This is a genomic window from Oceanobacillus luteolus, from assembly GCF_023715655.1.
GTDB classification, from domain to species: domain Bacteria; phylum Bacillota; class Bacilli; order Bacillales; family Amphibacillaceae; genus Oceanobacillus; species Oceanobacillus luteolus.
The window spans coordinates 1-25,608 of record NZ_JAMBON010000013.1 but is presented as its reverse complement, the minus strand read 5'-3'; the positions used below and the strand labels follow the sequence as shown (position 1 = coordinate 25,608).

Below are 25,608 nucleotides of genomic sequence, written 5' to 3'. Positions count from 1 at the left end.
CTTCGCTTTTGGGGTATGATTGGTATTAGATAAAGGATAAAGAATAGAGGAGGGATTCCATGATTATCCGAGAACAGGATGATAACTTTTTAATGATACGCCAGCATGATCACGCCATTATTTCAGAACAAATGACGATGAAGTTGAGGAAGGAATTTCTTCCGGATGACGATTGGCAACGTTCGGTGCTTTATGCGATTAAGATGCATGATTTCGGTTGGAGAAACTTTGATGCTGAACCTCTATGGAATGATGAAAAACAAATACCTTATAGTTTTATTGATTATCCCGACCATATAAAAACCATTCTATATAAGCATGGAATTGATGAGGTAGCAAAAGAAGATCTTTATGCAGGGTTGTTATGCAGCAAGCATTATGCAAACTTCCTTGCGCATGATCCCTCTCCAGAAGCCACCCGGTTTGTTATAAATGAAGAAAATAGGCAAAAATCAATTCAAGAAGAATTTAGAGTGGATCATGAACTAGTAGCTTCCCACTTTGAACTGCTCCAATTCGCTGATAACCTTTCATTATTTCTTTGCTTAAACGAACCCGGGGCAGGGCAGGAGGACTTTCATTACTTTTTTAAAAAGGGGATTCCGTTTCCAAAACATGTGGAGGAGCAATTTGGCAAAAGACTTCATTTGGAATGGATAGATAAACATACAATTGGCAGTGAGAAATCTCCTTTCCAAGAAACTTTCACTGTTTCCATCCCGTTTAAAAAAGTATCCAAAGTTGAAATAGCTAAAAAAGGCATAAGGAAAAGTTATAATGAGGCGGTAGAAGAGATCTTTAGTGTGTATGTGAAAGGGGATTAGTAAGGTTTGTCATAATAGGAAGGGGTTACGTAGCTGCACTTCACTTTTTTGATTAACAGTATTGAACATACTCATAAAAAAGACTTCATTAAGTCCAGTGCTTAATGAAGTCTGTATGCTTTTAATTATTCCTCAACCAACACCCAATGTCCTGGTTTTACCTCTTTAAATTCACCGTGGTTTACATCATACTTTGGTACTTTTACTGCTTCTTGTTTTAATTTCTTCGATTCAATGGCCGGATCAGGTATTGGAACTGCTGATAATAACGATTTCGTATAAGGATGAATCGGATTGCTGTAAAGTTCCTCACTCTCAGCAAGTTCAACAAGCTTCCCGGCATTCATTACCGCGATTCGATCACTGATATGTTTGACCATGGATAAGTCATGAGCGATAAATAAATAAGTCAGACCAAGTTTCTCTTGTAAGTCCTTTAGTAGCTCTACAACCTGTGCTTGGATGGAAACATCAAGGGCAGATAGTGGTTCATCACAAACAATAAATTTAGGATTGACAGCCAACGCTCTAGCAATACCGATTCGTTGCCTCTGTCCACCGGAAAATTCATGCGGATAGCGCATCGCATGGGCTTTATCTAATCCAACTAACTCCAATAATTCTTCCACTCTTGCTTTTCGTTCAGCTTTTGTTTTATACAGTTTATGTACATCTAATGAATGCCCGATAATATCCATTACCTTCATTCTGGGATTAAGTGAAGCGTAGGGGTCTTGGAAGATAATCTGGATTTCTTTACGGATCTGTTTTATTTCCTTTTTCTTTAGTCGATTGATCGCCATTCCTTTATATAATATTTCTCCATCTGTTTCCTTCTGCAGTTGTAACAACAATCTCCCTGTCGTTGATTTTCCAGATCCGGATTCACCAACAAGTCCTAACGTTTCACCCGGTTGAATGGAAAAGCTTATCGAGTTGACTGCCTTTAATGTCTGTCCGTTCCTGAGAGGGAATTCTTTCTTTAAATCTCTCACTTCCACAAGGGCTTGATCCGGATGGATATCTTCAGGCAGTTGGGATTCGTTTTTTGGCTGTTTCTTTTCATGTAGTCGTGGCAAGGCATTCAATAACTTTTGCGTATATGGATGCTGCGGCGAAGAGAATATTTTTTCGGTTGTATTCCTCTCGACGATTTCCCCTTCTTTCATTACAATTACGCGGTCACACATGCCTGCGACAACACCTAAGTCATGCGTAATTAAAATAATGGATGTCCCGAATTGCTTTTGCATTTTTTTCATCAATCGGAGGATTTGTGCTTGGATGGTTACATCCAGCGCGGTTGTCGGTTCATCCGCGATGAGCAGTTTAGGTTGGCAAGCTACGGCCATTGCAATCATGGCGCGTTGCCTCATTCCTCCAGAGAACTCATGCGGATATTGATTATATCGTTCCGCTGCATTGTTGATCCCGACGAGTTTCAACATCTCAATCGTTCTCTCTTTCGCTGCTTGAGCACTGAGTTGCTGATGCTTCATCAACATTTCGTCGATTTGCTTCCCGACTTTGATTGTAGGATTCAGGGAAGTCATCGGATCTTGGAAGATCATACTAATCTCTTTCCCGCGAATGGCTTCCATTTGTTTATCGTTAAAAGTGGAAATCATTTTTCCTGAAAATTCTATGCTCCCGTCTGTCATCATTGCAGGGGGAGATGGTAGTAACCGCATAATCGACCGTGCGGTTACACTTTTACCTGAACCGGACTCGCCAACAATCCCAAGTGTTTCGCCTTTTTTTATGTCAAAGCTGACTCCCTTTACAGCTTCAAATACTTCCTGATTTGAGATAAAGGAAACGTGTAAATTATCTACTTGTAAAAGATTCTCCATTGTAAATCCTCTTTTTCTATTATGCTAATTTCTTCTCATTGACTTCCGTCTCAATAGATTCTATACTGTTTTATTACATAGTATACTAAATTCATAGGATTAATCAACTTAAGGAGTGGAGGTGAGATTTTGCCATCCCAGACAACGAAATCGATGGTCTCAACTGGAGGAAAGCTGGAGAAAAGCTATCGTCATATAAGTGAAAGTTCTATGCAAACGATTTGGTTGGTTATCTTAGGATTACCTGTGCATATCGTCAGTTGGATTTATTATAAAATTAATTTCCGGCATACAACGTACCAAAAGCAACTTCATAAACAAATCGAAATGATGCGACACTCTCCAAAATATGAGGAACTTTTGGAACGGTATAGAAAGCAATACCGCAGTAAAAAGGAATATTTCAACGAACCAATTCTTGAAGATGAAATGGAGCAGTTGGCGACGCAACTCAGTGATGAGCAGGTATTGAAATTAGCAAAGGCTGAATTGGCTAATCAAAATATGGAAGAAATGAATTATCACCGTTTCTTTCAAGATTGCTTACAAAACAAGTTATTCCTGGTTTTGAGTTTTATTCCGGGAATATTCATGTATCTCTACTTGCTTATTTATTCCAATCCTTTTATTCGATACATAGCAGAACGAATCGTAATGACCATTTTTGTAATTGTTTCTGTGACGATCTTTGTATTCACGATGTTATATTTCTCACCGACGGACCCGGCGGCAAATATCCTCGGGGAAGCAGCAACAATGGAACAACGTGAGGAGTTCAACCGCCAATACGGTTTGGATCAACCATATCATGTCCAGTTATGGCATGCAGTAAAAGGCATCCTATCATTTGATTTAGGATATTCGTATACAGGAAATGAAGATGTCATGACAAGCATTGCGAATAGATTCCCAATTACATTGATCATCGCTCTTTGGTCACTGTTGATGGCAATTGTGATTGCTATACCGATTGGGATGATTTCTGCAGCAAGAATGAATACGTTTTGGGATTATACGCTCATGTTCATTGCTTTAATCGGCTTGTCGATTCCGAACTTTTGGCAAGGGCTTATCTTTATTTTAAACTTCTCCATCAATTGGGGGATACTGCCAGCAACCTATTCGCCAAGTAACTGGCTATCGATCATCATGCCCGTCATTGTCCTCGGGACTGGACTAACAGCATCGATCGCCCGGATGACACGCTCTTCGATTCTCGAAGTCATCAATGAAGATTACATCATCACAGCTAAAGCTAAAGGGTTAAAGCCTGGGCCAATATTTGTTAATCATGCGTTACGAAACGCAATGATTCCCATTATTACGTTGGTTGGTCTCCAATTTGGCGGAATGCTTGGCGGTGCCGCGGTGACGGAGAAAGTGTTTAATATTAGTGGAATAGGGAGTTATATCGTCGATAAACAATTTATCCCAGATATCCCTGCTGTATTAGGAGGGGTTGTCTATATTGCCATCGTTATCTCCCTGGTGAACTTACTTGTTGATATTTTATATGCTTTACTAAATCCGAGGATTCGTTCACAAATGAAAAACGTATAATTGAGGTGAATCACGTGTCGACACAACAAGTATTTGCATTAAAACAGTCTGAGGAGTATAAGCAGGCTCAATTCACCTTTGTTATTTCAATTGCATTAATGGTTATTTTCTTATTCAATGTTTATGATTTTTCAGAGGATACTTGGAGTATGGGTTGGGGCATTTTTAGTCTCGCTTATCTTTTAATATCTGTCTTGCAAGGTATTATTACTTATTGTATAAAAAGGGATTTACTGACAGAAGGAACGATTCAAAAGCGGTCCAGGATCCTTGGTGCAATCCAATTGCCAAGTATACTAGTTGGAAATGTCTTTTCGACTGCTTTTGCTTTTCGCATGTTACGACGTAAGCCTTCGATTGAATATACGCTTAGCTATTTCATGTTGATTGCACAGTTTCTAATTGTCGGTGTGTCTTTATTCAATGTATTTAAACCTTATGTATCGGATAAGTTCATGATGACCATGACGGTCCTGACCTTATTCCTGATTATGGATATCGTTCTGGTGCTGTATTTTAATCGAAACGATGTAGTGCATCAAAAGAATAATAAGCTGAAATGGCTTGGTATTGCATTATTTCTAAGGGGTGTCACTGGTAACCTATTTGGCTTCATCTTAGGATATAGTTTGTTGGTCAAGTCCACGAATCGAGATGCATCAGCTGTAGATAAATGGAATAAACTTTGGAATAAGATTACAAGAAACTTTACAGCCATGCTCGGTCTCTTGTTTGTTATTTTTACATTCGCTATTTCCGTTGCCAGCATCGGTACGTTCGTCTATTCCTTTGCTTCTGAAAATAACTATGAAGCGATGCTTTTGGAGCCTAGTTTAATGCATCCTTTTGGTACAGATAACTTTGGACGTGATGTGTTTTCCCGGATTATTTACGGGGCACGCATTTCACTCATTGTCGGTGTAGTAACCACTATCATCCCATTCGTCATAGGTGGAGGATTGGGTGCGGTAGCCGGCTACTTTAGTAAGTCGCTGGACAATGTCATCATGCGTATTCTTGATGTTCTTTACGCAATTCCTGGTATATTACTCGCGATTGCGATTATCGCAGCGTTTGGTTCCAGCACAACAAATTTGATCATTGCATTAAGTGTCGGTTCGATACCAACCTATGCACGTACGATGCGTGCCAATGTGATGATGGTCTCCAATTTGGAGTATGTCGAAGCGGCAAAAGCACTTGGGGAATCAGAGTGGAAAATTCTCTTTCAGCATGTGGTCCCTAATTCCCTGGCACCGATGATCGTCAAAGCTACCTTTACGATCGGTGGTGCAATTATTGCAACGAGCAGTTTAAGTTTCCTGGGGTTAGGTGTGGAACCGCATGTACCTGAATGGGGGAATGTCCTGAGAGTTGGAAGCGAGTACCTTGAAACTCATCCATATTTGGCGATCTTCCCAGGTATAGCGATTATATTATTGGTGCTTTCTTTTAACTTCTTTGGGGATGGTTTAAGAGACTCGCTCGATCCAAAAATGGATTGATGAAGAGAATAAACATTAGTCTAAGACTATGTTAATAAAATGGGGGTATACAGAGTTGAAAAAACGAATAGTTTTATTAATGGCGTTCATTGCTTTAGTATTAGCCGGCTGTTTAAATACAGAATCTGATGTGAAAGAGGACGATTCCTCTACAGATTCAACTAGTGAGACAGCAGAAGACAAAGGAACAGGTACAGCATCTGCTCCTACAATTGAAATTTTAGGGATGAGTACTAGCGAAGATGATTTGAATATTCTACGTGACCAACTCACTAAAAATGGTTTTAACGTAGAACTGAATATCCAACCGGATTATGGTAGCTTTACATCCCAAAAAGAAGCGGGCAACTATGATTTAGCTTTAAACAGCTGGACGACAGTAACAGGTAACCCTGACTATGCCGTTCGTTCCTTGTTTACATCTGATGGTGATAACAGCTTGTTTGCGGATGAAAAAGCAGACGAATTAGTCAATAAAGCCAGCACACAATTACAAGATGAGTACACAGAGACTTATAAAGAATTAGAACAACATGTCGTTTTTGATCAAGCGTATATCGTGCCGCTTTATGTTTCTTATAAAGCGCAGGCCGTGAATCATGAAGTCATTGATGAATCAACTGTACGTCTACCGAAATCAAGAGCAGCAGTCTGGGAGGATTATGACTTTGTTGATGAATCAAAACGTGATTCAGAACCTTTAATTCTTCAACAAGCGATTGGCGCGTTGACTTCACTTGATCCAATTAAAGGAAATGATGGTTCCATCAATACGTTAAACACGAATATGTATGTTCGTTTAGTGAATCTGACGGATGATGACCAAGTAGTTTCTGACGGTTCCTTATCTTTAAACCATGCGATTGCAGAAGGTAACGAAGATTATTATTTCTTATTGCGTGATGATATTAATTTTGCGGCGGTAGAAGACATGGAAGCAGTTGATACTGGCGAACGTGTTGGTGCGGAGGATGTAGTATTTTCATTAGAACGTGCTAAAGATAAAGATTCAGTACCAGATCACCGCACATACAGCTTGCATGAAAGTATGAAGGAAATCTCGATTGTCAGTGATTTAAGTGAATTGGACACAGCAGCTACAGACGGTGGAACAGTACGTGAAAAGCTTGAAGAAGGTATTGATAACGAAATTACTGAATTGGTAACAGATAAGACGCAAGTAGATAATGAATCTGGAGTTTACCAAGTTGTTAAAGTAACTACAGAAAATCCATTCCCACAAGTGCTAAATTATTTAGCGCATCAATCAGCAGGAATCGTTTCTAAAGACCAAGTGGAAAGCATCAATACGTATGATGTAGAAGATTACGATGTGAATACGGATATTGCCTATGGTGACCAACGCACGGTAACCGAGGGTAACAGCTATGATAATACGCTATACGCAAGCGGTCCTTACATCATGACGCATAAAAACGATTATGAAGCACATTTTGTGAAAAACCCAGCTTACATGCCTGGTACAGAAAAAGAACCGAAGATCTCCGAAGTCATCGTGAAGTTTATCCAAGATCCGGATAGTGCACTTTCAGCTTTACGAAACGGAGAAATCCATATTTTAAACGGAGTTCCTGAAACGAAATATGATATCGTGGAAGAGGACGACAAACTTACATTGCAACAAAATGAAAGTAACGGAGTCTCCTATCTAGCATTTAATATGGATAATCGAGAGGTTTCTTCTAGCGTGCCATTACGTCAAGCCGTACTTTATTCTGTTAACCAAGAAGAAATCATCAGTTTCTATCAAGGGAATAAAATGAATGCAGTATCAACAGTAACACCATTAGTTGATACAGGGCTATCATTGGAAGCAGATAGTGAGAAAGTGAAAGAGCTTTTGAGTGAGTATGATGGTAACTAGGTAGATTATGAGAAATGGATGATGATAGATAATAAAAAAAGTCATGTGTGGTGAGCTTTTCTTTCACACATGGCTTTTTTTAAAATTATTACTTTTGATACGCAGTTTTTGAATAATTAATTTCTGGCTTTCTCATCGTATTTGAAATTCCAATATTATTCAGCAAACCATCCCTAAACTTAAACAAAAAACAACGTTAACTTGACTACTTAAATATATCTAATGAATGGTATTTTGATTACAATACAGTAAATTATCAAAAATTATGTTATTATTTTAATTTAATAGGCTCAACCTTAATAAATTTCAAAATACAACATAATAATCATACATAACAAAAGGAGCTGACCAATATGAAAATCGCAGTCTACCAAATGGAACTCGTTCCAGGTTCTCCAGAGAAAAACCGTAAGAAAGTTAGTCGCTGGGTTGAAACACAGATGCAAGAGGATGCACCCGACATAATTGTTTTACCAGAAATGTGGACCACCTCGTATGTACTTGAACAGCTTGATGCAACCGCAGATGAATTATCAGAACCAACTCAATCTTTCCTGAGTGATTTGGCCAAAAAACATCAAATTAATATTGTTGGCGGTTCAATTGCCAATAAAGTAAATGGCAATATCTATAATACGAGTCTTATTTTTAACCGAAAAGGTGAACTTGTTTATAAATATAATAAGATCCATCTTGTCCCGATGCTGAATGAACCAGCATATCTAACGGGCGGGGAAGAAAAGGTGGAAACATTTGAATTGGATGGGGTCCGCATGGGTGTCATCATCTGTTATGACCTCCGTTTTCCTGAGTTGGCTAGGAAGCTGGCACTCGATGGGGCACAGGTTTTATTTGTTGTTGCGGAGTGGCCAAAGCCTCGAACAAATCACTGGGTTAGTCTGCAAATTGCTCGGGCGATTGAAAACCAGATGTATGTTGTATCATCGAATAATGTTGGTACGTTGGATGGTGTTGAATATACAGGAGCTTCGTTAATCGTTGATCCGTGGGGAGAGGTCCTCGCGAAAGGTTCTGAAAATAAAGAAGAAACCATAAGGGGAAGTCTCAATCCAGATAGAGTACTAGAAGTAAGAGAGAATGTCCCAGTTTTTGCTAGTCGTGTTCCAGAATTATACTAATAGAAAACAGAAAAAGAAAAGAAGGTTGTTACTATGGAATTTTCAAATCGTTTAAAAAGTTTGCCTACCCAATTCTTTGCAACTCTTGTAGAAAAGGTGAACAAAGCAGAAGCTGAAGGAAGAGATGTCATCAAATTGGGGCAGGGTAACCCAGATCAGCCGACACCTGATCATATTGTGAAGGCTTTACAGCAATCTGCGGCAGATCCACAAACACATAAATACTCTCCATTCCGCGGAACAGCTGAACTTAAACAAGCTGCGGCGGATTTTTATAAACGCGAATACAATGTGGATATTGACCCGGAGACCGAAGTGGCCATTTTGTTTGGTACAAAAATCGGATTAGTGGAATTGCCGCTTGCGTTAATGAATGAAGGGGAGTTGATGTTGCTGCCTGATCCTGGTTATCCGGATTACTTATCTGGTGTGGGACTCGCAGACGTTCGCTTTGATGTCATGCCATTAGTTCGTGAAAATGGCTTTTTACCAGATTATAATAAGCTTAGTCCAGAACAATTGGAAGAAGCAAAGCTCCTTTATTTGAATTACCCGAACAACCCGACTGGTGCCACTGCATCAAGGGAATTTTTTGAAGAAACAGTGAAGTTGGGCAAGGAACATGGCATTGGAATTGTCCATGACTTTGCTTATGGAGCAATTGGTTTCGATGGGAAGAAGCCGGTGAGTTTCCTAGAGGCTGACGGAGCAAAAGATACAGGAATCGAACTGTATACTTTATCGAAGACGTATAATATGGCAGGCTGGCGTATCGGATTTGCAGTCGGCAACGCTAAAATGATTGAAGCTATCAATCTACTGCAGGATCACTTATTTGTCAGCATGTTCCCAGCTATTCAGCATGCGGCAGCAGTGGCTCTCACCGAAGATCAAACTTGTGTCGAGGAATTGGTTCAGCTTTATGAAGGGCGTAGAAATGCGTTGATTGCAGAATGTAAACGGATTGGATGGGACGTTGAAGCTCCGCAAGGCTCCTTCTTTGCTTGGCTTCCTGTACCTGAGGGCTTTACGAGCGAGGAATTTGCTGATTTTCTATTGGAAAAAGCAGATGTAGCGGTTGCTGCAGGAAAAGGCTTTGGTTCATTTGGAGAGGGCTATGTCCGTATTGGCCTGCTTGTGGATGAAGAGCGCCTGAGAGAAGCCGTTCAACGAATTGAAAAGTTAGATATTTTCACGAAAGACGAAAATTATCAGAAATATAGTTGACTGAAACGAAATAATAATGTAGATTATATTAATACAATCTAATAATTAAATCTCTTATCAAGAGAAGCTGAGGGACCTGGCCCAATGAAGCTCGGCAACCTTTTTATGGCAACCATAAAAAAGGTGCTACATCCAGCAAAACGTTATGTTTTGGAAGATAAGAGGGGAATTCTACATATTGAGCCTCTCTTTCTTTCTTTGAAAGAGAGGCTATTTTTATACCATCAAATGAAAATCAGAGGAGGAAATAAAATGAGAAAGTTAGGTTCTGTATTCATTGTACTTTTACTTGCTAGTTTGCTAGTTGCTTGTGGTGAGGATGAGGCTGGCGATGCTGGGATAGATGAGAAAAATATCGTGGTTGGTGTTACTTCTGGTCCTCAGGAAGAGATTGCGGAAGTCGCTGCAGAGGTTGCTGCGGAAGAATTTGGATTGGAAGTGGAATTGAAAGTATTCTCCGATTATGTCCTACCGAATACAGCTCTTTCCGAAGGTGATTTGGATCTGAACAGTTATCAGCATGAACCTTTCCTTGACCAGTTTAACGAAGACCATGGCACAGATTTAGTACCAGTTGGTAAAACAATCTTAAACCCGATGGGGATTTATTCAGAAACATATGAGAATATCGAGGACCTGCCGGATGGTGCGAAATTTGGTCTTCCAAATGACCCGACAAACGGAGGTCGTGCATTATTCATTTTAGAAGAAGCTGGCGTCATCACATTGGAAGAAGGTAAAGCAGAAACAGCTTCCATCCATGATGTGGTGGATAATCCAAAAAACCTCGAATTCATCGAGTTGGATGCTGCGCAAATTCCAAAGCAACTCAGTGAAGTCGATGCGGCCGCCATTAATACGAACTTTGCGTTAGAAGCGGGTATCAGCCCGAAGGAAGATTCTATTTTACTCGAGTCAACGAATTCTCCTTATGTGAACTATATCGTTGTAAGGGCTGAAAATGAGAACGACCCGACCGTAGAAAAATTTGTACAAGCCTATCAATCAGATAAAGTGAAAACATTTATTGAAGAAGAATTTCAAGGTTCTATCATTCCAAGCTGGGATGAATAATCAAGAAGTAAGGATAGGGAAAAGAATGTTGCTTGGAAGCAGCATTCTTTTTCAGAAAGGAATGAACTTAAGATGATTAAATTAGAAAACGTCAAGAAAGTCTTTCCCGCAAAAAATGGGAATGTAACTGCTGTAAATAACGTAAATCTCCATGTTAAAAAAGGAGAAATACATGGTGTAATTGGATACAGCGGAGCGGGGAAAAGTACTTTAATCCGACTTATCAATCTGCTCGAAAAACCAGATAGCGGAAAAGTGCTCATCAATGGAACAGATCTAACTACCCTGTCACCAGAAAACCTACGTCAAACAAGACAAAAGGTTGGGATGATATTCCAACATTTTAACCTCATGAAAACGGCAACCGTTTATGATAATGTCGCTATTCCATTAAAACTTCTTGGATATGATAAGCAAGAAGTAGAAAAACGGGTTGAAAAATACTTGAAAATTGTTGAACTATCCGACAAACATCATAGCTACCCCTCTCAATTATCCGGTGGACAAAAACAACGGGTCGCAATCGCAAGAGCATTATCACAAGAGCCAGACGTTCTGCTTAGTGACGAAGCGACGAGTGCGCTGGACCCTGAAACGACTAACTCGATTTTGGATCTGCTTCTGAAAATCAATAAGGAGTTAGGCATTACCATTTTACTTATCACGCATGAGATGAGTGTCATCCAGAAAATCTGTGATTATGTATACGTGCTAGAAAAAGGAGAGATCATTGAACAGGGATCTAGTATCGACCTATTCACTAATCCAGATCGACCAACGACAAAGAAATTCTTGGATACGATATCGCAGCGTAAATTATCAACTTCCCTTGTTGAACAATTGAAGCTCGAAGGTACGGTAACAAGACTTACATTTATCGGTGAAAATACAGGTCAACCATTGCTTGCCCAAGTCAGTCAAAAATTTGGTGTTGTACCGAATATTTTAACGGCAAATATTATGGAATTAAAAAATGGCATTATTGGAAACTTAGTCGTTCATCTCGTTGGTGAACAGGATAAAATAAACGCCTCCTTACAATTCTTAAATGATCAAGGCGTTCGAACTGAAGAAGTGGAGGGAGAATAAAATGGAAGAATTCATCCAAGAATGGTTGCCAATTATTGGCCAAGCAGTTGTAGAAACATTTCAAATGGTAGGTATATCGTTGTTTTTCTCAATTTTAATCGGGATTCCTTTAGGCATACTAATTGTACTGACAAGACCTGGTGAAGCGTTAGAAAATAAAGTAGTTTATCAAATACTGAATCTACTTATCAATATTGTCCGTTCGATTCCATTCATCATCCTATTATTCTTTATTTTACCATTCACGAAATTGTTGGTTGGAACAACGATAGGAGTCAAAGGAGTTATCGTGCCGCTCGTCGTCTATACAGCTCCTTATATTGCTCGTTTAATGGAAACGTCGTTGTTGGAGGTAGACAAAGGCATTATCGAAGCGTACCGTGCAATGGGGATTAAAACAAGGCAGATCATTTGGCATGTTATGCTCCGTGAAGCAAGACCAGGAATCATCTTAGGTTTGACGATTGCGACGATTGGCTTGATTGGTGCTACCGCGATGGCCGGTCTAGTTGGAGCAGGCGGACTCGGGGACCTTGCTTACCGTTTTGGACATTTACGATATGAAGTGGATGTCATGTATGCAACTGTATTTATTCTAATTATCCTTGTTCAAGGAATACAATCTCTTGGAAATCGCATTGCAGCGAAATTGAAGAAGGAATAACAGGAGGATCTACATGACAGATAAATTATATGTGGAGAGGGATGGTGCAATTGCATCCATCATCATCAATCGACCGGAAAAAAAGAATTGTTTCTCGCTCGCAATGTTTCAACGACTGGAAGAATTGCTCGATGAACTGAGAAACGATGATTCGGTAAAACTGCTTATCGTTCGTGGTGTCGACGAAACAGCTTTCTCAGCGGGAGCAGATATCACCGAATTTCTGGAAGTTCGTCTACACGCAGAAAAGGCTAAAGCATATAACGACTTTGCGCTCGGGGCAATTGAAAAGCTGTATCGATTTCCTCGCCCGACGATTGCGATGATCCAAACACTCGCAATTGGCGGTGGCCTCGAACTTGCGAATGCATGTGATTTCAGATTCGCAACTTCAGGCAGTAAGGTTGGAATTACTTCTGCGAACATTGGAATTGTTTATAACTTATCCAGTACGAAACGACTATACAATTTAATTGGACCGTCTAAAACGAAAGAAATGCTCTATACGGCAAAACTCATCTCGGCGGAAGAAGGACAGAAAATCGGTTTAATCGATTATGTTTGTGAACCTGAAGAAATTGAGAATGAAGTTGATGCGTTTGCTAGACGGATACTTACAAAATCTCCAGTTGCCAACTCTGGTATTAAACAAGTCATACAGGCAATTATCGATGGAGAAAATACAGAAACCGAAGCCCTTTCCAATATGATACTAGAATCATACAGTTCGGATGATTATTTGGAAGGGATCCAAGCTTTCATGGAGAAAAGAAAACCAATTTTTTTGAAGGAAGAGTGATTAATCGTGACAACAACCAAACCAAGTGATTCATTCTTAGAAAATATTGTATCAGGTGCTTCCTTCCCATTCGGTCCAGAGGAACTGGAAGCAGAAGCTAAAAAGAAGATGTCAAAAGAGGCTTTCGGCTTTACACGCTCAGGAGCCGGTGGAGAAGAAACGTTAAAAAACAACGTAGCTTCTTTCGCAAACTACTCGATTGTTCCGCAGTATTTAAAGGATGTATCTCAGGTGGATACGAGCATTGAATTGTTTGGCCATAAATATCAGCACCCATTCTTACTTGCACCTGTCGGAATGTTGAAGATCACCCATGAGGACGGGGAGATCGCCGTTGCGAAAGCTGCTGCCAAACATCATGTTCCACTTATTCAAAGCACCACCTCCAGTTACTCCATCGAGGATGTAACCGAAGCTTCGGGGACAAGTCCAAAATGGTTTCAACTGTACTGGTCAAATAATGAAAACATATCTTACAGTATGGTGAAACGTGCGGAAAAAGCAGGCTATCAAGCAATTGTTTTAACGATTGATACGTTTATGTTTGGTTGGCGTGAAGAAGATATGCGAAATCACTTTTCTCCGTTAAGAGAAGGGTATGGAACAGGAAATTATCTAACAGATGATGTATTTTTAGCAACGTTACCTAACGTCGACAAAGAGTCTGTTGTTCAAGGAATTCTAAAAAATATTTACCATCCGACGCTCAACTGGAAACATGTTGCTGAACTGAGGAAATGGACCGACCTTCCTATTCTATTAAAAGGTATTTTACATCCGGAAGATGCCCGTCGAGCAATTGAAAGTGGAGCGGATGGTATTGTCGTCTCCAACCATGGAGGCCGTCAATTGGATGGAGCCGTTTCTAGTATTGATATCCTTCCGAGCATTACAGAGGTAGTGGATGGAAAGATTCCTGTCTTACTTGATAGCGGGATTCGCCGTGGATCAGATGTTGTCAAAGCACTTGCACTTGGAGCGGATGCAATATTACTAGGAAGACCTTTTGTATATGGACTAGCGATCGACGGACAAAAAGGTGTAGAAAAAGTAATTGAAAACTTCATTCAGGAAACAAAAGTATCTCTAGCGCTATCTGGAGCTATCAAAGTGAAGGATGCTCGCGATATATATATTGTAAAGCGATAAGTGAAAGAGGGAAGGTGGATGCATCATGATGAAACAAGCGCTGGAAGGTATGAAAGTAGTGGACCTCTCTCAAGTATTGGCAGGACCATATTGCACCATGGTATTAGGTGACATGGGAGCCGATGTCATTAAAGTGGAGAAATATCCGATTGGTGATGACACACGTTCTATGGGACCCTATATCGATGAGGAAAGCTATATGTATATGATGGTGAACCGGAATAAACGAGGCGTCTGTCTTAACCTTAAAGAAGAAGCTGGTTTACGTGTATTATATGATCTGGTCAAAGATGCAGATGTTTTTGTAGAGAACTACCGTCCTGGTACAACGAAAAAACTGGGAATCGATTATGACACATTAAAAGAAATCAACCCGAATTTGATCTACTGTTCCATTTCTGGTTACGGGCAAACAGGTCCCTATAGTAAAAAAGGTGGCTTTGACATCATGGCCCAAGGGCTTTCCGGAATGATTGATATGACGGGTGATAAAGAAGGAAAGCCAGCGAAAGTCGGAATTGCAATACATGACATTGCTGCAGCGCAAACTGCGATTCAATCCATCCTTTCAGCTTATATCCACCGCCTTAAAGGTGGAGAAGGCCAGTACATTGACATATCACTTGTTGATGCTGGGCTCGCTTGGACGGTGTGGGAAGCTGCTGCTTACTTCGGTAAAGGTGAAGTTCCGAAGCGAAATGGAACAGCGCACCGTGTTTCAGCACCATATCAAGGTTTTAAAACGAAAGATGGATTTATCCTGATTGGAGCAGGTAACCAGAAACTTTGGGAGAAACTATGTCTTTATGTCTTAAAGAAACCGGAATGGATAAAGGACCAACGTTTCCTGACAAACAGCATACGGGCAGAAAATGTCGCAGAACTGGAAGCTGAAATGGAACAAGTCCTCACAAAGGAATCCAGTGACTATTGGCTGCAACTATTAGATCAATACGGAATTCCGTCTGGACCAATTTTGTCCTATGATGAAGCGTTGAATAATGAACAGATTCAATCACGCGATATGATCTTGGAATACGAACATCCCGTTGGCGGCTTGATGAAGACTCTCGGATTCCCTGCTAAGTTTTCTGAGACACCAGGAAAACTAACGAAGCCGGCACCACTACTTGGACAGCATAATAAAGAAGTGTTGACAGAGCTTGGATATGCAGTTGAAGAGGTGGAAAGGTTCGTTGATGAGGGTGTGCTTCACGGTAGAAATGATTTAGTGGATGCAACCGGACGTTAGGTTGCTGTCGAAATGTTGAATGTAAAGTTTTCTCAAAAAGACGGTAAGGAGAATTCAAAATGACAACAGCAATTGTTAAAGGTGCACCTGGTCACTACAGAATTGGGGAAGGCGTCTTAAAAGAATTGGATGTACTCCTTTCCGAATTAGATGTAAAGAAGATAGCGATTATTAGTGGTAGGAAAGCATGGGCTGCGGCTTCTCCGTATTTATCAGAAACGCTTTCTAACCATTCCAATATTACATTTGTCGATGGGCCTTGTACTTTAGAAGTGGTTGCAGAACTGTCCAAGAAATATGAAGTGGAAGCAGTAGATGCTGTCATTGGTATTGGTGGTGGAACAGCATTAGATATTGCTAAGGCTACTGCTGTTGAAGCCCGAATCAAGTCGGTGCTCATTCCAACTATTGCAGCTACTTGTGCAGCATGGACTCCGCTAAGTGTCTTTTATCATGTGGATGGCACCCATTCGCATTATACGGAATTTCCTGTAGCGAATACGCTTGTACTTATTGAACCAGAAATCATTGCTCAAGCGCCATTGAAATATTTGAAGGCAGGAATTGGGGATACGCTGGCAAAGTACTATGAAGCAGATGCTTTAGTCCGCGCTTTTTACCAGGATAAGGAACACCCTGTCTGGCTGCAGATATCCCAGTTTACGGCAACGCAGTGTAGAGATGTTTTACTGGATGATGGAAAGGATGCCCTCGAAGCAGTTTCGAATAATGAGGTTACAGATGCACTCGTTCGTGTAATTGAAACCATTATTATGGCTGGCGGTATGGTCGGTGGATTTGGTGAAAAGGCAGGCAGGATTGCCGGTGCACATTCGATTCATAATGGCTTAACCGAGGCACCAGGCGTAAAAGGAATATTGCATGGAGAGATTGTATCTTATGGTGTATTAGTTCAACTTGCTTTGGAAGGTAAAGAGGAAGAGCTACATAAGCTGCTTGCATTTTATGAGGACTGGGAATTTCCCACTTCATTGAAGCATTTATCGATTGATCCAGAAGATGAAGAACTTCTAGGGCGGATTATTAAAAAGATACTGTTACCTCAAGAATCGATTCATTTAATGGAAGAAGAAATTAACGAGGATAAGCTTTTATCTGCAATTCATTCAGTGGAAGCAAAAAATAAAATAAACAATTAGAAAGAAGGATAAAACATGAAGAAGTTATTATTAACAGCAATTCTAGCAAGTATTGTAGCATTATTGGCTGCATGTGGCGGGTCGGATGAAGCGGAAGAAGGACTTTTAGAAGATGGTAAGCTCAAAGTTGGAGTGACAGCAGGTCCTCATGAAGAAATCTTAGAAAAAGTATCTGAACTTGCAGAAGAAGAAGGACTAGAAATTGAGATTGTTTCTTTTAGTGACTATGTCATGCCGAATGTCAGCTTGTCTGAAGGAGAGCTTGATTTAAACAGTTTCCAAACTGAGCCGTTTTTCGACCATATGAATGAAGAACGTGATTTAGGATTAATTAAAGTGGCGGATACCGTTACATTCCCAATGGGTATTTATTCAGAGAAAATAACAGATCTTTCCGAGCTTGAAGACGGAGCACAAATTGCACTGCCAGGTGACCCGACAAACAGTGGCCGTGCTTTACTATTATTTGAACAAGCTGGTTTAATCAAATTGGAAGAAGGACTTGGCGTTAATGCTACAGTAAATGATATTGTAGAGAACCCAAACAACTATGAATTTATTGAACTGGATTCCGCACAAATTCCACGTCAATTAGGTGAAGTGGATATCGCTGCAATCAACTCGAACTTTGCAATGGATTCAGGACTTAGCCCTAAAGATGACTCCATCTTTATTGAGCAAGATTCTACATTTGTAAACTTGATCGCTGTTCGTGAAGAGAATAAAGATGATGAAGCATTAAAACAATTTATCGAAATCTACCAATCTGATGAAGTGAAAACATTCGTTGAAGAAAGCTTCTCAGGTTCTGTTGTTCCTGGTTGGTAAGATAGAATATACAAAGAGGCTGGCATGATGTTGCCAGCCTTTTTGTTATCAGGGGTGGCGGAATTTCAAGAGAAAAGTAATGCTTTGAAGCTAGGATGGTAACCAATCCTGTGGTTATGGTGTGAATTACGGCTGAGATGGTGTGCTTTTTTGCAAGAGGCGTGTGAATTCGAACGGGGTAGGTGCGTATTTATGCCGTTGGCGTGTGAATTTGAACGTGGTTGGTGCGTATTTATGGGGGTAGCGTGCGAATTTGAACGAGAATGGTGCGAATTCCTGCATATGGGGTGCGAATTTATTTATGACCAAAAGATATAGGGACCTGTGTTTTACTGGATTGCGGATCACCATACGCTGGAACAGAGATGAAGTAATAGTAAAACCTCCTCAATAATTTAGATTGCATGAAACAGTATATCTAATTATTGAGGAGGTTTTCTTATGATTTATTTATCTCTGAATTATGGAGCGGGTAATCTAGTTAATATGGACGAGAAAATCACATGGTCTATAAGTTAAATCTTCACACAAATCTGCTCAAAGCAAAGGGAGTTATATCCAAATCAGTATCTTTATCTATCATCATCTGACTCAGAATCTCTCCGATAACACTTCCGAATTTGAATCCGTGACCTGAGAATCCACTTGCTACGAAGATATTGCTGTAGTTTGGTAGTCTATCGATGATGAAATCTCCATCAGGCGTCATATTATATGTACATACCTTGCCTATATTATGTGGTCCTAAAGATGAAAAGTGTTTCTCGGCAAAATCAGTTACATCGCTTTGATCTGCAGGATGTTGCCCGAACTTATCCAGAGATTTTAAAGGATCTACTGGCATTCCGCCATCATGCCTTCCAATTTTAAATCCGGATTTCTCGATACTTGGAAAGCCGTAGTATGTCTGATTCCCGTCGTCAAAAGTCCATGCAGGAAAAACTGCAGCGTTGTAAATTTCTTCATTCGTTTGAAACCAGGAAAACGTCTTTCGAAGCGGTGTTAATGGGAGTTCTAATCCTAACAGTGATAATACATGATTCGTTCCTTTGCCTGCTGTAATTAATAATTGATTTCCATTTATTTTCTTTCCATCAAGGCGAACCTCTACTTTAGAATCATTCACAATCATTTTCTCGATTTTCGCGTTGCTCAACAATATTGCGCCATATTTTAAAGAGAGTTCTCGATAAGCTCGTATGGCTTCTTCACTTAATAGTACACCAGAGGTCTTTTCAAAACAGCCTACTAAATTCTTTTCCAGTTTAAATCCGGGCCATCTGTTATTTACTTCTTCAGCTGACAAAACTTCCACTGGTAGGTTAAAAGTATCTGCAGTTGTGATGACGTTTTTCAAAAAAGCAGAATCTTTTGTTCCGATATTTAACACACCGGTATTATAGAAAATTTTTCTATCAACTTCTTGTTCTAATTCCCCCCATAATTCACTCGCACGCAGAGCCATAGAAACATAATGCGATCCTTCCCCGTATGCATGCCTGATAATCCGAGTTTCTCCATGGTGTGATCCTTCCGTGTGCGGTGGATCATAGGCATCAATGAGGGCAACCCGCTTTCCTCTTTTCGATAAAAAATACCCCGCTGCCATTCCAGCAGTGCCAGCACCAACTATCACTACATCAAAGTCCATGTATTTTACCTCCCAATCATCAGTTTAAAAAGATAAAAGAAAACCACCCTACGCCGTCACAAGCAAAAAGGTGGTCCTCAACATAATAACTAAATTTTGACAACCCCTGCCCTGACGGTAGAGGTTGCAGAGAGAAGTGTTGATGCACTTCTCTCTTTGTCTATATCCATTGTACAGTATTTCATTTCTTATTTCCATTGGGCACGAATCAGTGAAAGCAGCGTGATAATGCCGTTATTTACTTAACCAAGCTGATAGGAAATCAAATAAGATATCGTAAATCCAATCAACATGATAATCGAAAAGATGAAGTCCTGTTTTTGTATAGAGAATTGTCGATAGAAACTTCGGCTTTTATCCCCAGTGAATCCCTTCGATTCCATTGCCATGGCAGTTCGCTCCGCTTTGCGTATCGCGCTGGCAAGGAGGGGAATCAGGTAGCGCTTGTAATTTTGCCATTTCTCCCGCATTGTCTTTGCTTGATTTACGCCACGGATACGATGGGCATCGTGGATGATCATTAACTCATCCTTCAGCATCGGTAAGAACCGGTAGCCAGCAAGAACGCCGTAAGCAATCCTTGGTGGCAGCTTTAATTGCTGCATCATGCTAAGGATAAAGTGGACGATGTTCGTGGTGAACACAAACATAAGCGATAGGGCGGCAACATTCAGTACACGCAGTGAGAGTGCGAGCGCTGTAAGTACGGATTCCTTTGGTAAACTCGTGCCGAATAAGCTAATCGTATCGCTCGGATTATTTGGTGTATCCGCAAAGGCAATTGATGTCCAAAGCATGCCAAGCGCAAAGATGATGAACGGCGTAAAATAAAGAAGATACTTTTTCAAACTCACACCACCAAAAAGGAATGTGACAGCAAGAGTCCAAATTAAGAATAAGAGTGGTGTAACCGGTTCAAAAATCGTTGCAAGAAATATAATGAACACGATGATCGTCACTGCCTTATAGCTTGGATTAAGTCGTTGTAAGAACATCGTTTACTTCCTCTTCATATATATTTTTTAATTGGACGGCAACTGGTAGGGTAAGCTGCCAAGCTTCCAATTTTTCTGGATCACCCTTCCATAATTCACTTGGTGAACAGTCCTCAACGACTCTACCGTCCTTCATGATAATGACTCGAGTCGCATAGTCATGGATCAGATCCATATCATGTGTGATCATGATAAGTGTCGCACCGGTCTGATGCTTTTTGTGTAATAGTTTCATAAGCTCTTGATTAGAGTGAGCATCTTGACCAAAGGTCGGCTCATCGAGCAGGAGCAGGGACTGATTGTCAATAAGCATCGTGGCAACGCTCAGTCTGCGCTTTTGCCCTTGGCTAAGTGTAAATGGATGTGCATGTTTCAACTTCAGCAGCCCGCAAGTATCAAGAATTTCTTCCACTTTTTCTTGAACTTGGCTCGGTCGCATATCTTTCCACTGAAGACTGAAGGCGACTTCATCATAAACCGTGTTTGTAATGAATTGGTGCTCCGGATTTTGAAAAACATAGCCAATTTCTTGTCGCAGCATGGATTCCTTCCATTGTTTGATTGGTTTTCCATGAACCAATAGATTTCCAGTGGTTGGTTGCCTTAGTCCCGCAAGCATTCTGGAGAGCGAGGTTTTTCCACTTCCATTGGCTCCTACGATTGCAACAAACTCACCTTGATGGAAAGTAAGTGAAATATTATGGAGAATTTCATGCTTGTTGACCGTCCATGAGATATCTTTCGCTTCCAGCAGGGGAACAGTATTGCTTTCAGTTTTAATAGGCTGATCGATTTCTCTATCTGCCAACAAAACAGGATTTCTTCGATACTCCTCCACCGTTAAAGGAGGCTCCTGTAGATAAGGATGTTCACGTAATATGTGCTCTGTTACCCTTGGAATCCAAATCCCTTCCTCTTTTAATTGCTGCCCTTTTTCCTTAATGACCTCACGTATCGATCCGTCGTGAAAAATCTCACCATGCTGATTAAGTAAAATTACGCGCTCCGTAATCTCTGTCCACCCATCGAGCTTATGTTCAATGACGATTAATCCGAAGTTCAGATTGTTTTTCAAATCTTTAAGGGTGGAGATGAAATCCCTAGTTGCAATCGGGTCCAGATTTGCTGTCGGTTCGTCGAGTATGATAAGCTCCGGCTTCAGTGCAAGGATACAAGCAAGTGCCAGTTTTTGCTTTTGCCCGCCGGAAAGGGTGGCTATGTCTGTTTTTTTATAAGGCAGCATATTCACGAGTGCTAGTGCAGAATCAATTTTTTCTTCCATCTCCTGATGGGCTATTCCGATGTTTTCCAAACCGAATGCCACTTCATCTTCCACGGTCATCATACAAAACTGTGTTTCTGGATCTTGGAAGACGACGCCGACTGCTTGGCTTCTTTCACCAGGTTTCGTTTCCCTGTTTTCGACGCCATGTACAAATACATTTCCACTCATTTCTCCGTCCAGCTCTCTTGGGAAAAGGCCATTCAAGCAGGAGGTTAGGGTGCTTTTTCCGCTTCCGCTTGGCCCTAAGAGCAGCACGCTTTCCCCCCGATTCAGCTTGAAGTTGAGTGAAGAGAGGACATTCTGTTTTTCCATCTCGTAGCGTAACGATAGATTCTCGACCTGCAGTAATGGCTTCATGCAGCATCTTTCCTCTGTTGTTTACCTAAGGCAAAGCTGGATAGAGCGCCTGTCCTTGCAAGCCCTTCACTGAGTGCTTTTCCTAGGAGACCGGCAATGAGTGCTCCACTGATTAAGCGAACGACAAACATGGCGATGACGTATTCGGTGGCAAGTGCAGCATATCCACTCATGAAGTAACCGTATATAAAGCTTGTTACGGATGAGCCCATTCCGGCTGCTATCAATACCCAGGTCGAGTAATTTTTCCAGCGTGTAGCGGCAAAAACAGCTTCGGCTCCAATCCCTTGCACCATTCCTGTAACAATGAGCATCGGCCCGACCGCATTGCCAAGAAGTACTTCAATCATAGCGGCAATGGTTTCTGATAAAAATGCTGCACCTGGCTTTTGCAAGATGTAGGCTGCAATAATCGAAACGATGAACCAAATGCCGAAAATAAAGTCATACCCGATAGGTCCCATAAAGCCAACTAGCAAACTACCAAGTGGTAAAAAGGCAAGATAGACGACTCCAAAGACGACAGCAAGTGCTGCCATCACCACGATTTCTTTAAAACGCCAGTTATTCATCTGCACCGTTTCCTTTGTGGGACGGACTGTTCGCTGAGATGGAGACAGTCATCACGGTGTGACTCGATCCGCGTTCAACTGTGGCAGTGAACACTTGCTCCAATCCACGGAAAATATCACTGGCATCACCATCTAATCGAGTGGAATAATGGGCGGGAGAGACGTTCACATATTCCTTCATTGCTTCAATTTGGTCATAAATAACATCCATATAATTCCCGCCCCCAAGTGGGTAAAGGGAAAACTTCGCTGCCACATATTGTTCGATATCTTTTATAGACTCTGTATTTAATGGGGCATCATCGGTTTCCATATATGCTTCTCCTTGTGAATCTCCTGGGCAGCCGAGTGAGTAGGTTGCTTGGAATGCCACATGTTCACCTGTACTTGCTGCATGGAGAAAGATTGCCTTCGTCACGTCGAAAATATGGACAAGCTTTCCTCTAACTGTCGTCGTCACATCGTCGGTTTTCACATAGACCTTTGATGTATCTGTCTTTTCTAAAGCATCTTTAATGATGGAGATGAAAGAATCACTCATTGGATGGATGGAAAAGCTTGCTCCTGCGATATCGCTCTTTGTACATGCTTGGTTTTGATTTGTCATTGAAAATTCCTCCCCGAAAGTATTTTTGACAATAAAAAAACTGCGTTCCCTGTGGGGGAATGCAGTCTACATGTATGTATCACTCAAAGTTTAATAGATTGCACTAAAAAACATCGTTTCAGTAAAACATTTCGACCGCACTTCCCCACGCTGGTATTATCCAGATCGGGTGCAAAGGGTCAGAACTCACTTGTTCTTCTCAGCCGCTTTTTGGCTCCCCTAGTGCTAACGCATATTGAGTTTTCTACATGTACCATACCATGGCTGGAAAAGAATGTAAAGGGGATATGCTTGTTGATGTAAATCGTAAAAGTATCTGGAGTCTGTGGATAGGAATGTGGTTTGTATTACGCTATGATGATTGTAAAAACCCTGCTCTGGAGCGAGCGGTCTTAAGTTTAACCGGCAGGGATTATATTTTTATATACTTCTCTGTTCCGTAGGTAATGGCATTGTTTTGTTTGCGTTCCGAATTCTTTTGATATCTAATCGTATCCATAGTGAAAGTGCTAAAGCAATGACGAACAATAAGCTAAAGATGACCATGGTCAGATTATAACTTTTCGTTGAATCATAAATCAGCGATAAGATGAGTGGGCCTGCCAGACCAGCCATTGCCCAGGCGGTGAGGATGTATCCGTGGATAGCGCCCAGTTGCTTCGTTCCAAACAAATCTCCAATGTACGCGGGAATCGAAGCGAATCCTCCTCCATAACAGGAAAGAATAGCAAACAATAAAACTTGGAAAACGATCGGATTCGTTGCGAAAGGCAACATAAAGAATGCGGCAACTTGGATGACGAAAAATACGGTGTATACATTTGGCCGTCCGATATAATCACTTAACGATGCCCAGCCCAACCTGCCAGCTCCATTAAACACACCCATGATGCCAACCATCGTAGCTGCGGCAATCGCAGTCATCCCTGTGATTTCCTGTGCCATTGGTGAGGCGACGGCAAGAATGGCAATGCCACACGTAATATTGATGAACAGCATGAACCAAAGAAACCAAAATCGACGTGTTTTAACGGCTTCATTTGCTGTCAATTGTGATAGATCCGGTTTAATCTTTTGCTTAGAAGCTTCATTTTCCTTAAATCCTTTTGGCAACCATCCCTTAGGTGGAGGAGCTAAATAGAGGGAGGAAAGGTTCATGACAGTAAAGTAAATCGCCCCTAATATGAAAAAGGTAGAAGGAATATTAATCGCTTCAATTAAGGCTGCTGCAAGGGGACCGGAAATCATTGCGGCAAATCCAAATCCCATAATAGCTAGTCCAGTAGCAAGTCCCCTGCGATCCGGAAACCACTTCACAAGTGTAGAAACCGGAGCGATATATCCAATTCCGAGCCCGATGCCACCAATGACACCGTAAAATAAGTATAATAACATTAAGGATTCGGTTAATGTTGCAAGGCCTGAACCAGCAACCCCAACGCTAAAAAACAAAGCAGAAAGCATCCCTGATTTTCTTGGACCATGCTTCTCTACAAACTTCCCCATAAAAGCAGCGGACATCCCTAAAAAGAAAATGGCAATACTGAACGCTGTCGATACCTGTGCTGTTTCCCAGCCGTACTGATCAACCATAGGGTTTGTAAATACACTCCATGCATAAGCAGAACCAATGGAAAGATGAATCCCTAAAGCAGAAGCTGCAATCAACCATCTGTTCTTAACCTTTTCCATGAGGTAACCTCCTCGTATATTATGTTTAGGCACTTAGTTTCCGCCTATTATTTCCCTTGTTAATCAACCTGTTGATATGTCAAATGACTTGGACGCTCTGGGATATTCCTAGATAATGGTCTTAGGATCATTTGGGACAATTCTTATTCCTCCTGCGGGCTTAACCGCATTACAAAGACTGAATCCCAGTGTGCGTTTCGACCTTCAAACACGCAGGCTGTACCCCTTGATGTTCGAACCTGGATGATAGTAGCTCCAGGGCGGCTTTCGATGCAAGGAGAGTACTCATACACGAGGCTGCTGATCGGCGCCCACACTAGGGATATCCCAGAGCGTCCAAGAGTTAGGTTCCAATGATTCTAAATCGAAAGGAGTGTTAATTCTATGAAATTATTTGTTGGTTTAGATGTTAGTTCTTTTGATATCAAGGTTTGCTTTTTA

21 protein-coding genes and 2 riboswitches are annotated in these 25,608 nt (G+C 41.0%); of the genes, 14 read left to right on the top strand and 7 right to left on the bottom strand.

What is annotated here, in order from left to right:
* The first annotated feature begins 59 nt into the window (after window positions 1–59).
* Window positions 60–824: a DUF3891 family protein gene (locus tag M3210_RS09825; protein WP_251513930.1), complete on the top strand. Its 765-nt coding sequence runs from the start codon at window positions 60–62 to the stop codon at window positions 822–824.
* A 125-nt stretch (window positions 825–949) separates the two neighbouring features.
* On the opposite strand, the gene M3210_RS20435 is transcribed toward M3210_RS09825, so the two are convergent.
* Window positions 950–2,677, bottom strand: coding sequence for an ABC transporter ATP-binding protein (locus M3210_RS20435; protein ID WP_285853696.1), 1,728 nt, complete (start codon window positions 2,675–2,677; stop codon window positions 950–952).
* 129 nt (window positions 2,678–2,806) lie between these two features.
* Between M3210_RS20435 and M3210_RS09810 the strand changes: the two genes are divergently transcribed.
* From M3210_RS09810 to M3210_RS09750, 13 genes are all read left to right on the top strand, one after another.
* Window positions 2,807–4,237 (top strand): ABC transporter permease, encoded by a 1,431-nt coding sequence (locus tag M3210_RS09810; protein WP_251513928.1) that lies wholly within the window; start codon window positions 2,807–2,809, stop codon window positions 4,235–4,237.
* A 98-nt stretch (window positions 4,238–4,335) separates the two neighbouring features.
* The gene (locus M3210_RS09805; protein ID WP_251514006.1) at window positions 4,336–5,742 is read left to right on the top strand and encodes an ABC transporter permease; all 1,407 of its coding nucleotides are present in this window, start codon (window positions 4,336–4,338) and stop codon (window positions 5,740–5,742) included.
* A 55-nt stretch (window positions 5,743–5,797) separates the two neighbouring features.
* A complete protein-coding gene (locus M3210_RS09800) occupies window positions 5,798–7,627 on the top strand; it encodes an ABC transporter substrate-binding protein (RefSeq protein WP_251513927.1) in 1,830 nt (609 codons plus the stop codon).
* 353 nt (window positions 7,628–7,980) lie between these two features.
* On the top strand, window positions 7,981–8,766 hold the full coding sequence (locus M3210_RS09795) for a carbon-nitrogen family hydrolase (RefSeq protein ID WP_251513926.1): 786 nt from the start codon (window positions 7,981–7,983) through the stop codon (window positions 8,764–8,766).
* A 33-nt stretch (window positions 8,767–8,799) separates the two neighbouring features.
* Window positions 8,800–9,993, top strand: a complete 1,194-nt coding sequence (locus tag M3210_RS09790) for a pyridoxal phosphate-dependent aminotransferase (RefSeq protein WP_251513925.1) — start codon at window positions 8,800–8,802, stop codon at window positions 9,991–9,993.
* A 51-nt stretch (window positions 9,994–10,044) separates the two neighbouring features.
* Window positions 10,045–10,157, top strand: a riboswitch (SAM riboswitch).
* A gap of 88 nt (window positions 10,158–10,245) precedes the next feature.
* Window positions 10,246–11,067, top strand: coding sequence for a MetQ/NlpA family ABC transporter substrate-binding protein (locus tag M3210_RS09785; protein ID WP_251513924.1), 822 nt, complete (start codon window positions 10,246–10,248; stop codon window positions 11,065–11,067).
* A gap of 72 nt (window positions 11,068–11,139) precedes the next feature.
* Window positions 11,140–12,156, top strand: a complete 1,017-nt coding sequence (locus M3210_RS09780; protein WP_251513923.1) for a methionine ABC transporter ATP-binding protein — start codon at window positions 11,140–11,142, stop codon at window positions 12,154–12,156.
* 1 nt (window position 12,157) lies between these two features.
* Window positions 12,158–12,820, top strand: coding sequence for a methionine ABC transporter permease (locus M3210_RS09775; RefSeq protein ID WP_251513922.1), 663 nt, complete (start codon window positions 12,158–12,160; stop codon window positions 12,818–12,820).
* 13 nt (window positions 12,821–12,833) lie between these two features.
* The gene (locus tag M3210_RS09770; protein ID WP_251513921.1) at window positions 12,834–13,619 is read left to right on the top strand and encodes an enoyl-CoA hydratase/isomerase family protein; all 786 of its coding nucleotides are present in this window, start codon (window positions 12,834–12,836) and stop codon (window positions 13,617–13,619) included.
* A gap of 6 nt (window positions 13,620–13,625) precedes the next feature.
* Window positions 13,626–14,768, top strand: coding sequence for an alpha-hydroxy-acid oxidizing protein (locus tag M3210_RS09765; protein ID WP_251513920.1), 1,143 nt, complete (start codon window positions 13,626–13,628; stop codon window positions 14,766–14,768).
* A gap of 25 nt (window positions 14,769–14,793) precedes the next feature.
* Complete coding sequence (locus tag M3210_RS09760) at window positions 14,794–16,020, top strand: CaiB/BaiF CoA transferase family protein (protein ID WP_251513919.1); 1,227 nt, start codon at window positions 14,794–14,796, stop codon at window positions 16,018–16,020.
* Window positions 16,021–16,079: 59 nt separating this feature from the next.
* Window positions 16,080–17,180, top strand: a complete 1,101-nt coding sequence (locus M3210_RS09755; protein ID WP_251513918.1) for an iron-containing alcohol dehydrogenase family protein — start codon at window positions 16,080–16,082, stop codon at window positions 17,178–17,180.
* Window positions 17,181–17,195: 15 nt separating this feature from the next.
* Complete coding sequence (locus M3210_RS09750; RefSeq protein WP_251513917.1) at window positions 17,196–18,008, top strand: MetQ/NlpA family ABC transporter substrate-binding protein; 813 nt, start codon at window positions 17,196–17,198, stop codon at window positions 18,006–18,008.
* A 523-nt stretch (window positions 18,009–18,531) separates the two neighbouring features.
* Here the strand turns inward: M3210_RS09750 and solA are convergent.
* From solA to M3210_RS09720, 6 genes are all read right to left on the bottom strand, one after another.
* Window positions 18,532–19,659 (bottom strand): N-methyl-L-tryptophan oxidase, encoded by a 1,128-nt coding sequence (gene solA, locus M3210_RS09745; RefSeq protein ID WP_251513915.1) that lies wholly within the window; start codon window positions 19,657–19,659, stop codon window positions 18,532–18,534.
* Between the two features lie 242 nt (window positions 19,660–19,901).
* Window positions 19,902–20,654 carry an energy-coupling factor transporter transmembrane component T family protein gene (locus M3210_RS09740; protein WP_251513913.1) on the bottom strand — a complete coding sequence of 251 codons (753 nt, stop codon included), beginning with the start codon at window positions 20,652–20,654 and terminating at the stop codon, window positions 19,902–19,904.
* The gene (locus tag M3210_RS09735) at window positions 20,635–22,296 is read right to left on the bottom strand and encodes an ABC transporter ATP-binding protein (RefSeq protein WP_251513911.1); all 1,662 of its coding nucleotides are present in this window, start codon (window positions 22,294–22,296) and stop codon (window positions 20,635–20,637) included. The genes M3210_RS09740 and M3210_RS09735 overlap by 20 nt, the downstream gene beginning before the upstream one ends.
* Window positions 22,293–22,868, bottom strand: coding sequence for an ECF transporter S component (locus M3210_RS09730; RefSeq protein ID WP_251513909.1), 576 nt, complete (start codon window positions 22,866–22,868; stop codon window positions 22,293–22,295). Before M3210_RS09730 ends, M3210_RS09735 begins: the two co-directional genes overlap by 4 nt.
* Window positions 22,861–23,475 (bottom strand): YkoF family thiamine/hydroxymethylpyrimidine-binding protein, encoded by a 615-nt coding sequence (locus M3210_RS09725; RefSeq protein WP_251513907.1) that lies wholly within the window; start codon window positions 23,473–23,475, stop codon window positions 22,861–22,863. The genes M3210_RS09730 and M3210_RS09725 overlap by 8 nt, the downstream gene beginning before the upstream one ends.
* Before the next feature lie 125 nt (window positions 23,476–23,600).
* Window positions 23,601–23,706: riboswitch (TPP riboswitch) on the bottom strand.
* Between the two features lie 189 nt (window positions 23,707–23,895).
* Window positions 23,896–25,167, bottom strand: coding sequence for an L-lactate MFS transporter (locus M3210_RS09720; RefSeq protein ID WP_251513905.1), 1,272 nt, complete (start codon window positions 25,165–25,167; stop codon window positions 23,896–23,898).
* Between the last annotated feature and the right edge of the window lie 441 nt (window positions 25,168–25,608).

Excerpts from the sequence above, each read along its gene's own strand:
- M3210_RS09825 (WP_251513930.1), top strand. The coding sequence starts at position 60 with ATGATTATCCGAGAACAGGATGATAACTTTTTAATGATACGCCAGCAT.
- M3210_RS20435 (WP_285853696.1), bottom strand. The coding sequence starts at position 2,677 with ATGGAGAATCTTTTACAAGTAGATAATTTACACGTTTCCTTTATCTCA.
- M3210_RS09805 (WP_251514006.1), top strand. The coding sequence starts at position 4,336 with ATGGTTATTTTCTTATTCAATGTTTATGATTTTTCAGAGGATACTTGG.
- M3210_RS09795 (WP_251513926.1), top strand. The coding sequence starts at position 7,981 with ATGAAAATCGCAGTCTACCAAATGGAACTCGTTCCAGGTTCTCCAGAG.
- M3210_RS09790 (WP_251513925.1), top strand. The coding sequence starts at position 8,800 with ATGGAATTTTCAAATCGTTTAAAAAGTTTGCCTACCCAATTCTTTGCA.
- M3210_RS09785 (WP_251513924.1), top strand. The coding sequence starts at position 10,246 with ATGAGAAAGTTAGGTTCTGTATTCATTGTACTTTTACTTGCTAGTTTG.
- M3210_RS09780 (WP_251513923.1), top strand. The coding sequence starts at position 11,140 with ATGATTAAATTAGAAAACGTCAAGAAAGTCTTTCCCGCAAAAAATGGG.
- M3210_RS09775 (WP_251513922.1), top strand. The coding sequence starts at position 12,158 with ATGGAAGAATTCATCCAAGAATGGTTGCCAATTATTGGCCAAGCAGTT.
- M3210_RS09770 (WP_251513921.1), top strand. The coding sequence starts at position 12,834 with ATGACAGATAAATTATATGTGGAGAGGGATGGTGCAATTGCATCCATC.
- M3210_RS09760 (WP_251513919.1), top strand. The coding sequence starts at position 14,794 with ATGATGAAACAAGCGCTGGAAGGTATGAAAGTAGTGGACCTCTCTCAA.
- M3210_RS09755 (WP_251513918.1), top strand. The coding sequence starts at position 16,080 with ATGACAACAGCAATTGTTAAAGGTGCACCTGGTCACTACAGAATTGGG.
- M3210_RS09750 (WP_251513917.1), top strand. The coding sequence starts at position 17,196 with ATGAAGAAGTTATTATTAACAGCAATTCTAGCAAGTATTGTAGCATTA.
- solA (WP_251513915.1), bottom strand. The coding sequence starts at position 19,659 with ATGGACTTTGATGTAGTGATAGTTGGTGCTGGCACTGCTGGAATGGCA.
- M3210_RS09740 (WP_251513913.1), bottom strand. The coding sequence starts at position 20,654 with ATGTTCTTACAACGACTTAATCCAAGCTATAAGGCAGTGACGATCATC.
- M3210_RS09735 (WP_251513911.1), bottom strand. The coding sequence starts at position 22,296 with ATGAAGCCATTACTGCAGGTCGAGAATCTATCGTTACGCTACGAGATG.
- M3210_RS09730 (WP_251513909.1), bottom strand. The coding sequence starts at position 22,868 with ATGAATAACTGGCGTTTTAAAGAAATCGTGGTGATGGCAGCACTTGCT.
- M3210_RS09725 (WP_251513907.1), bottom strand. The coding sequence starts at position 23,475 with ATGACAAATCAAAACCAAGCATGTACAAAGAGCGATATCGCAGGAGCA.
- M3210_RS09720 (WP_251513905.1), bottom strand. The coding sequence starts at position 25,167 with ATGGAAAAGGTTAAGAACAGATGGTTGATTGCAGCTTCTGCTTTAGGG.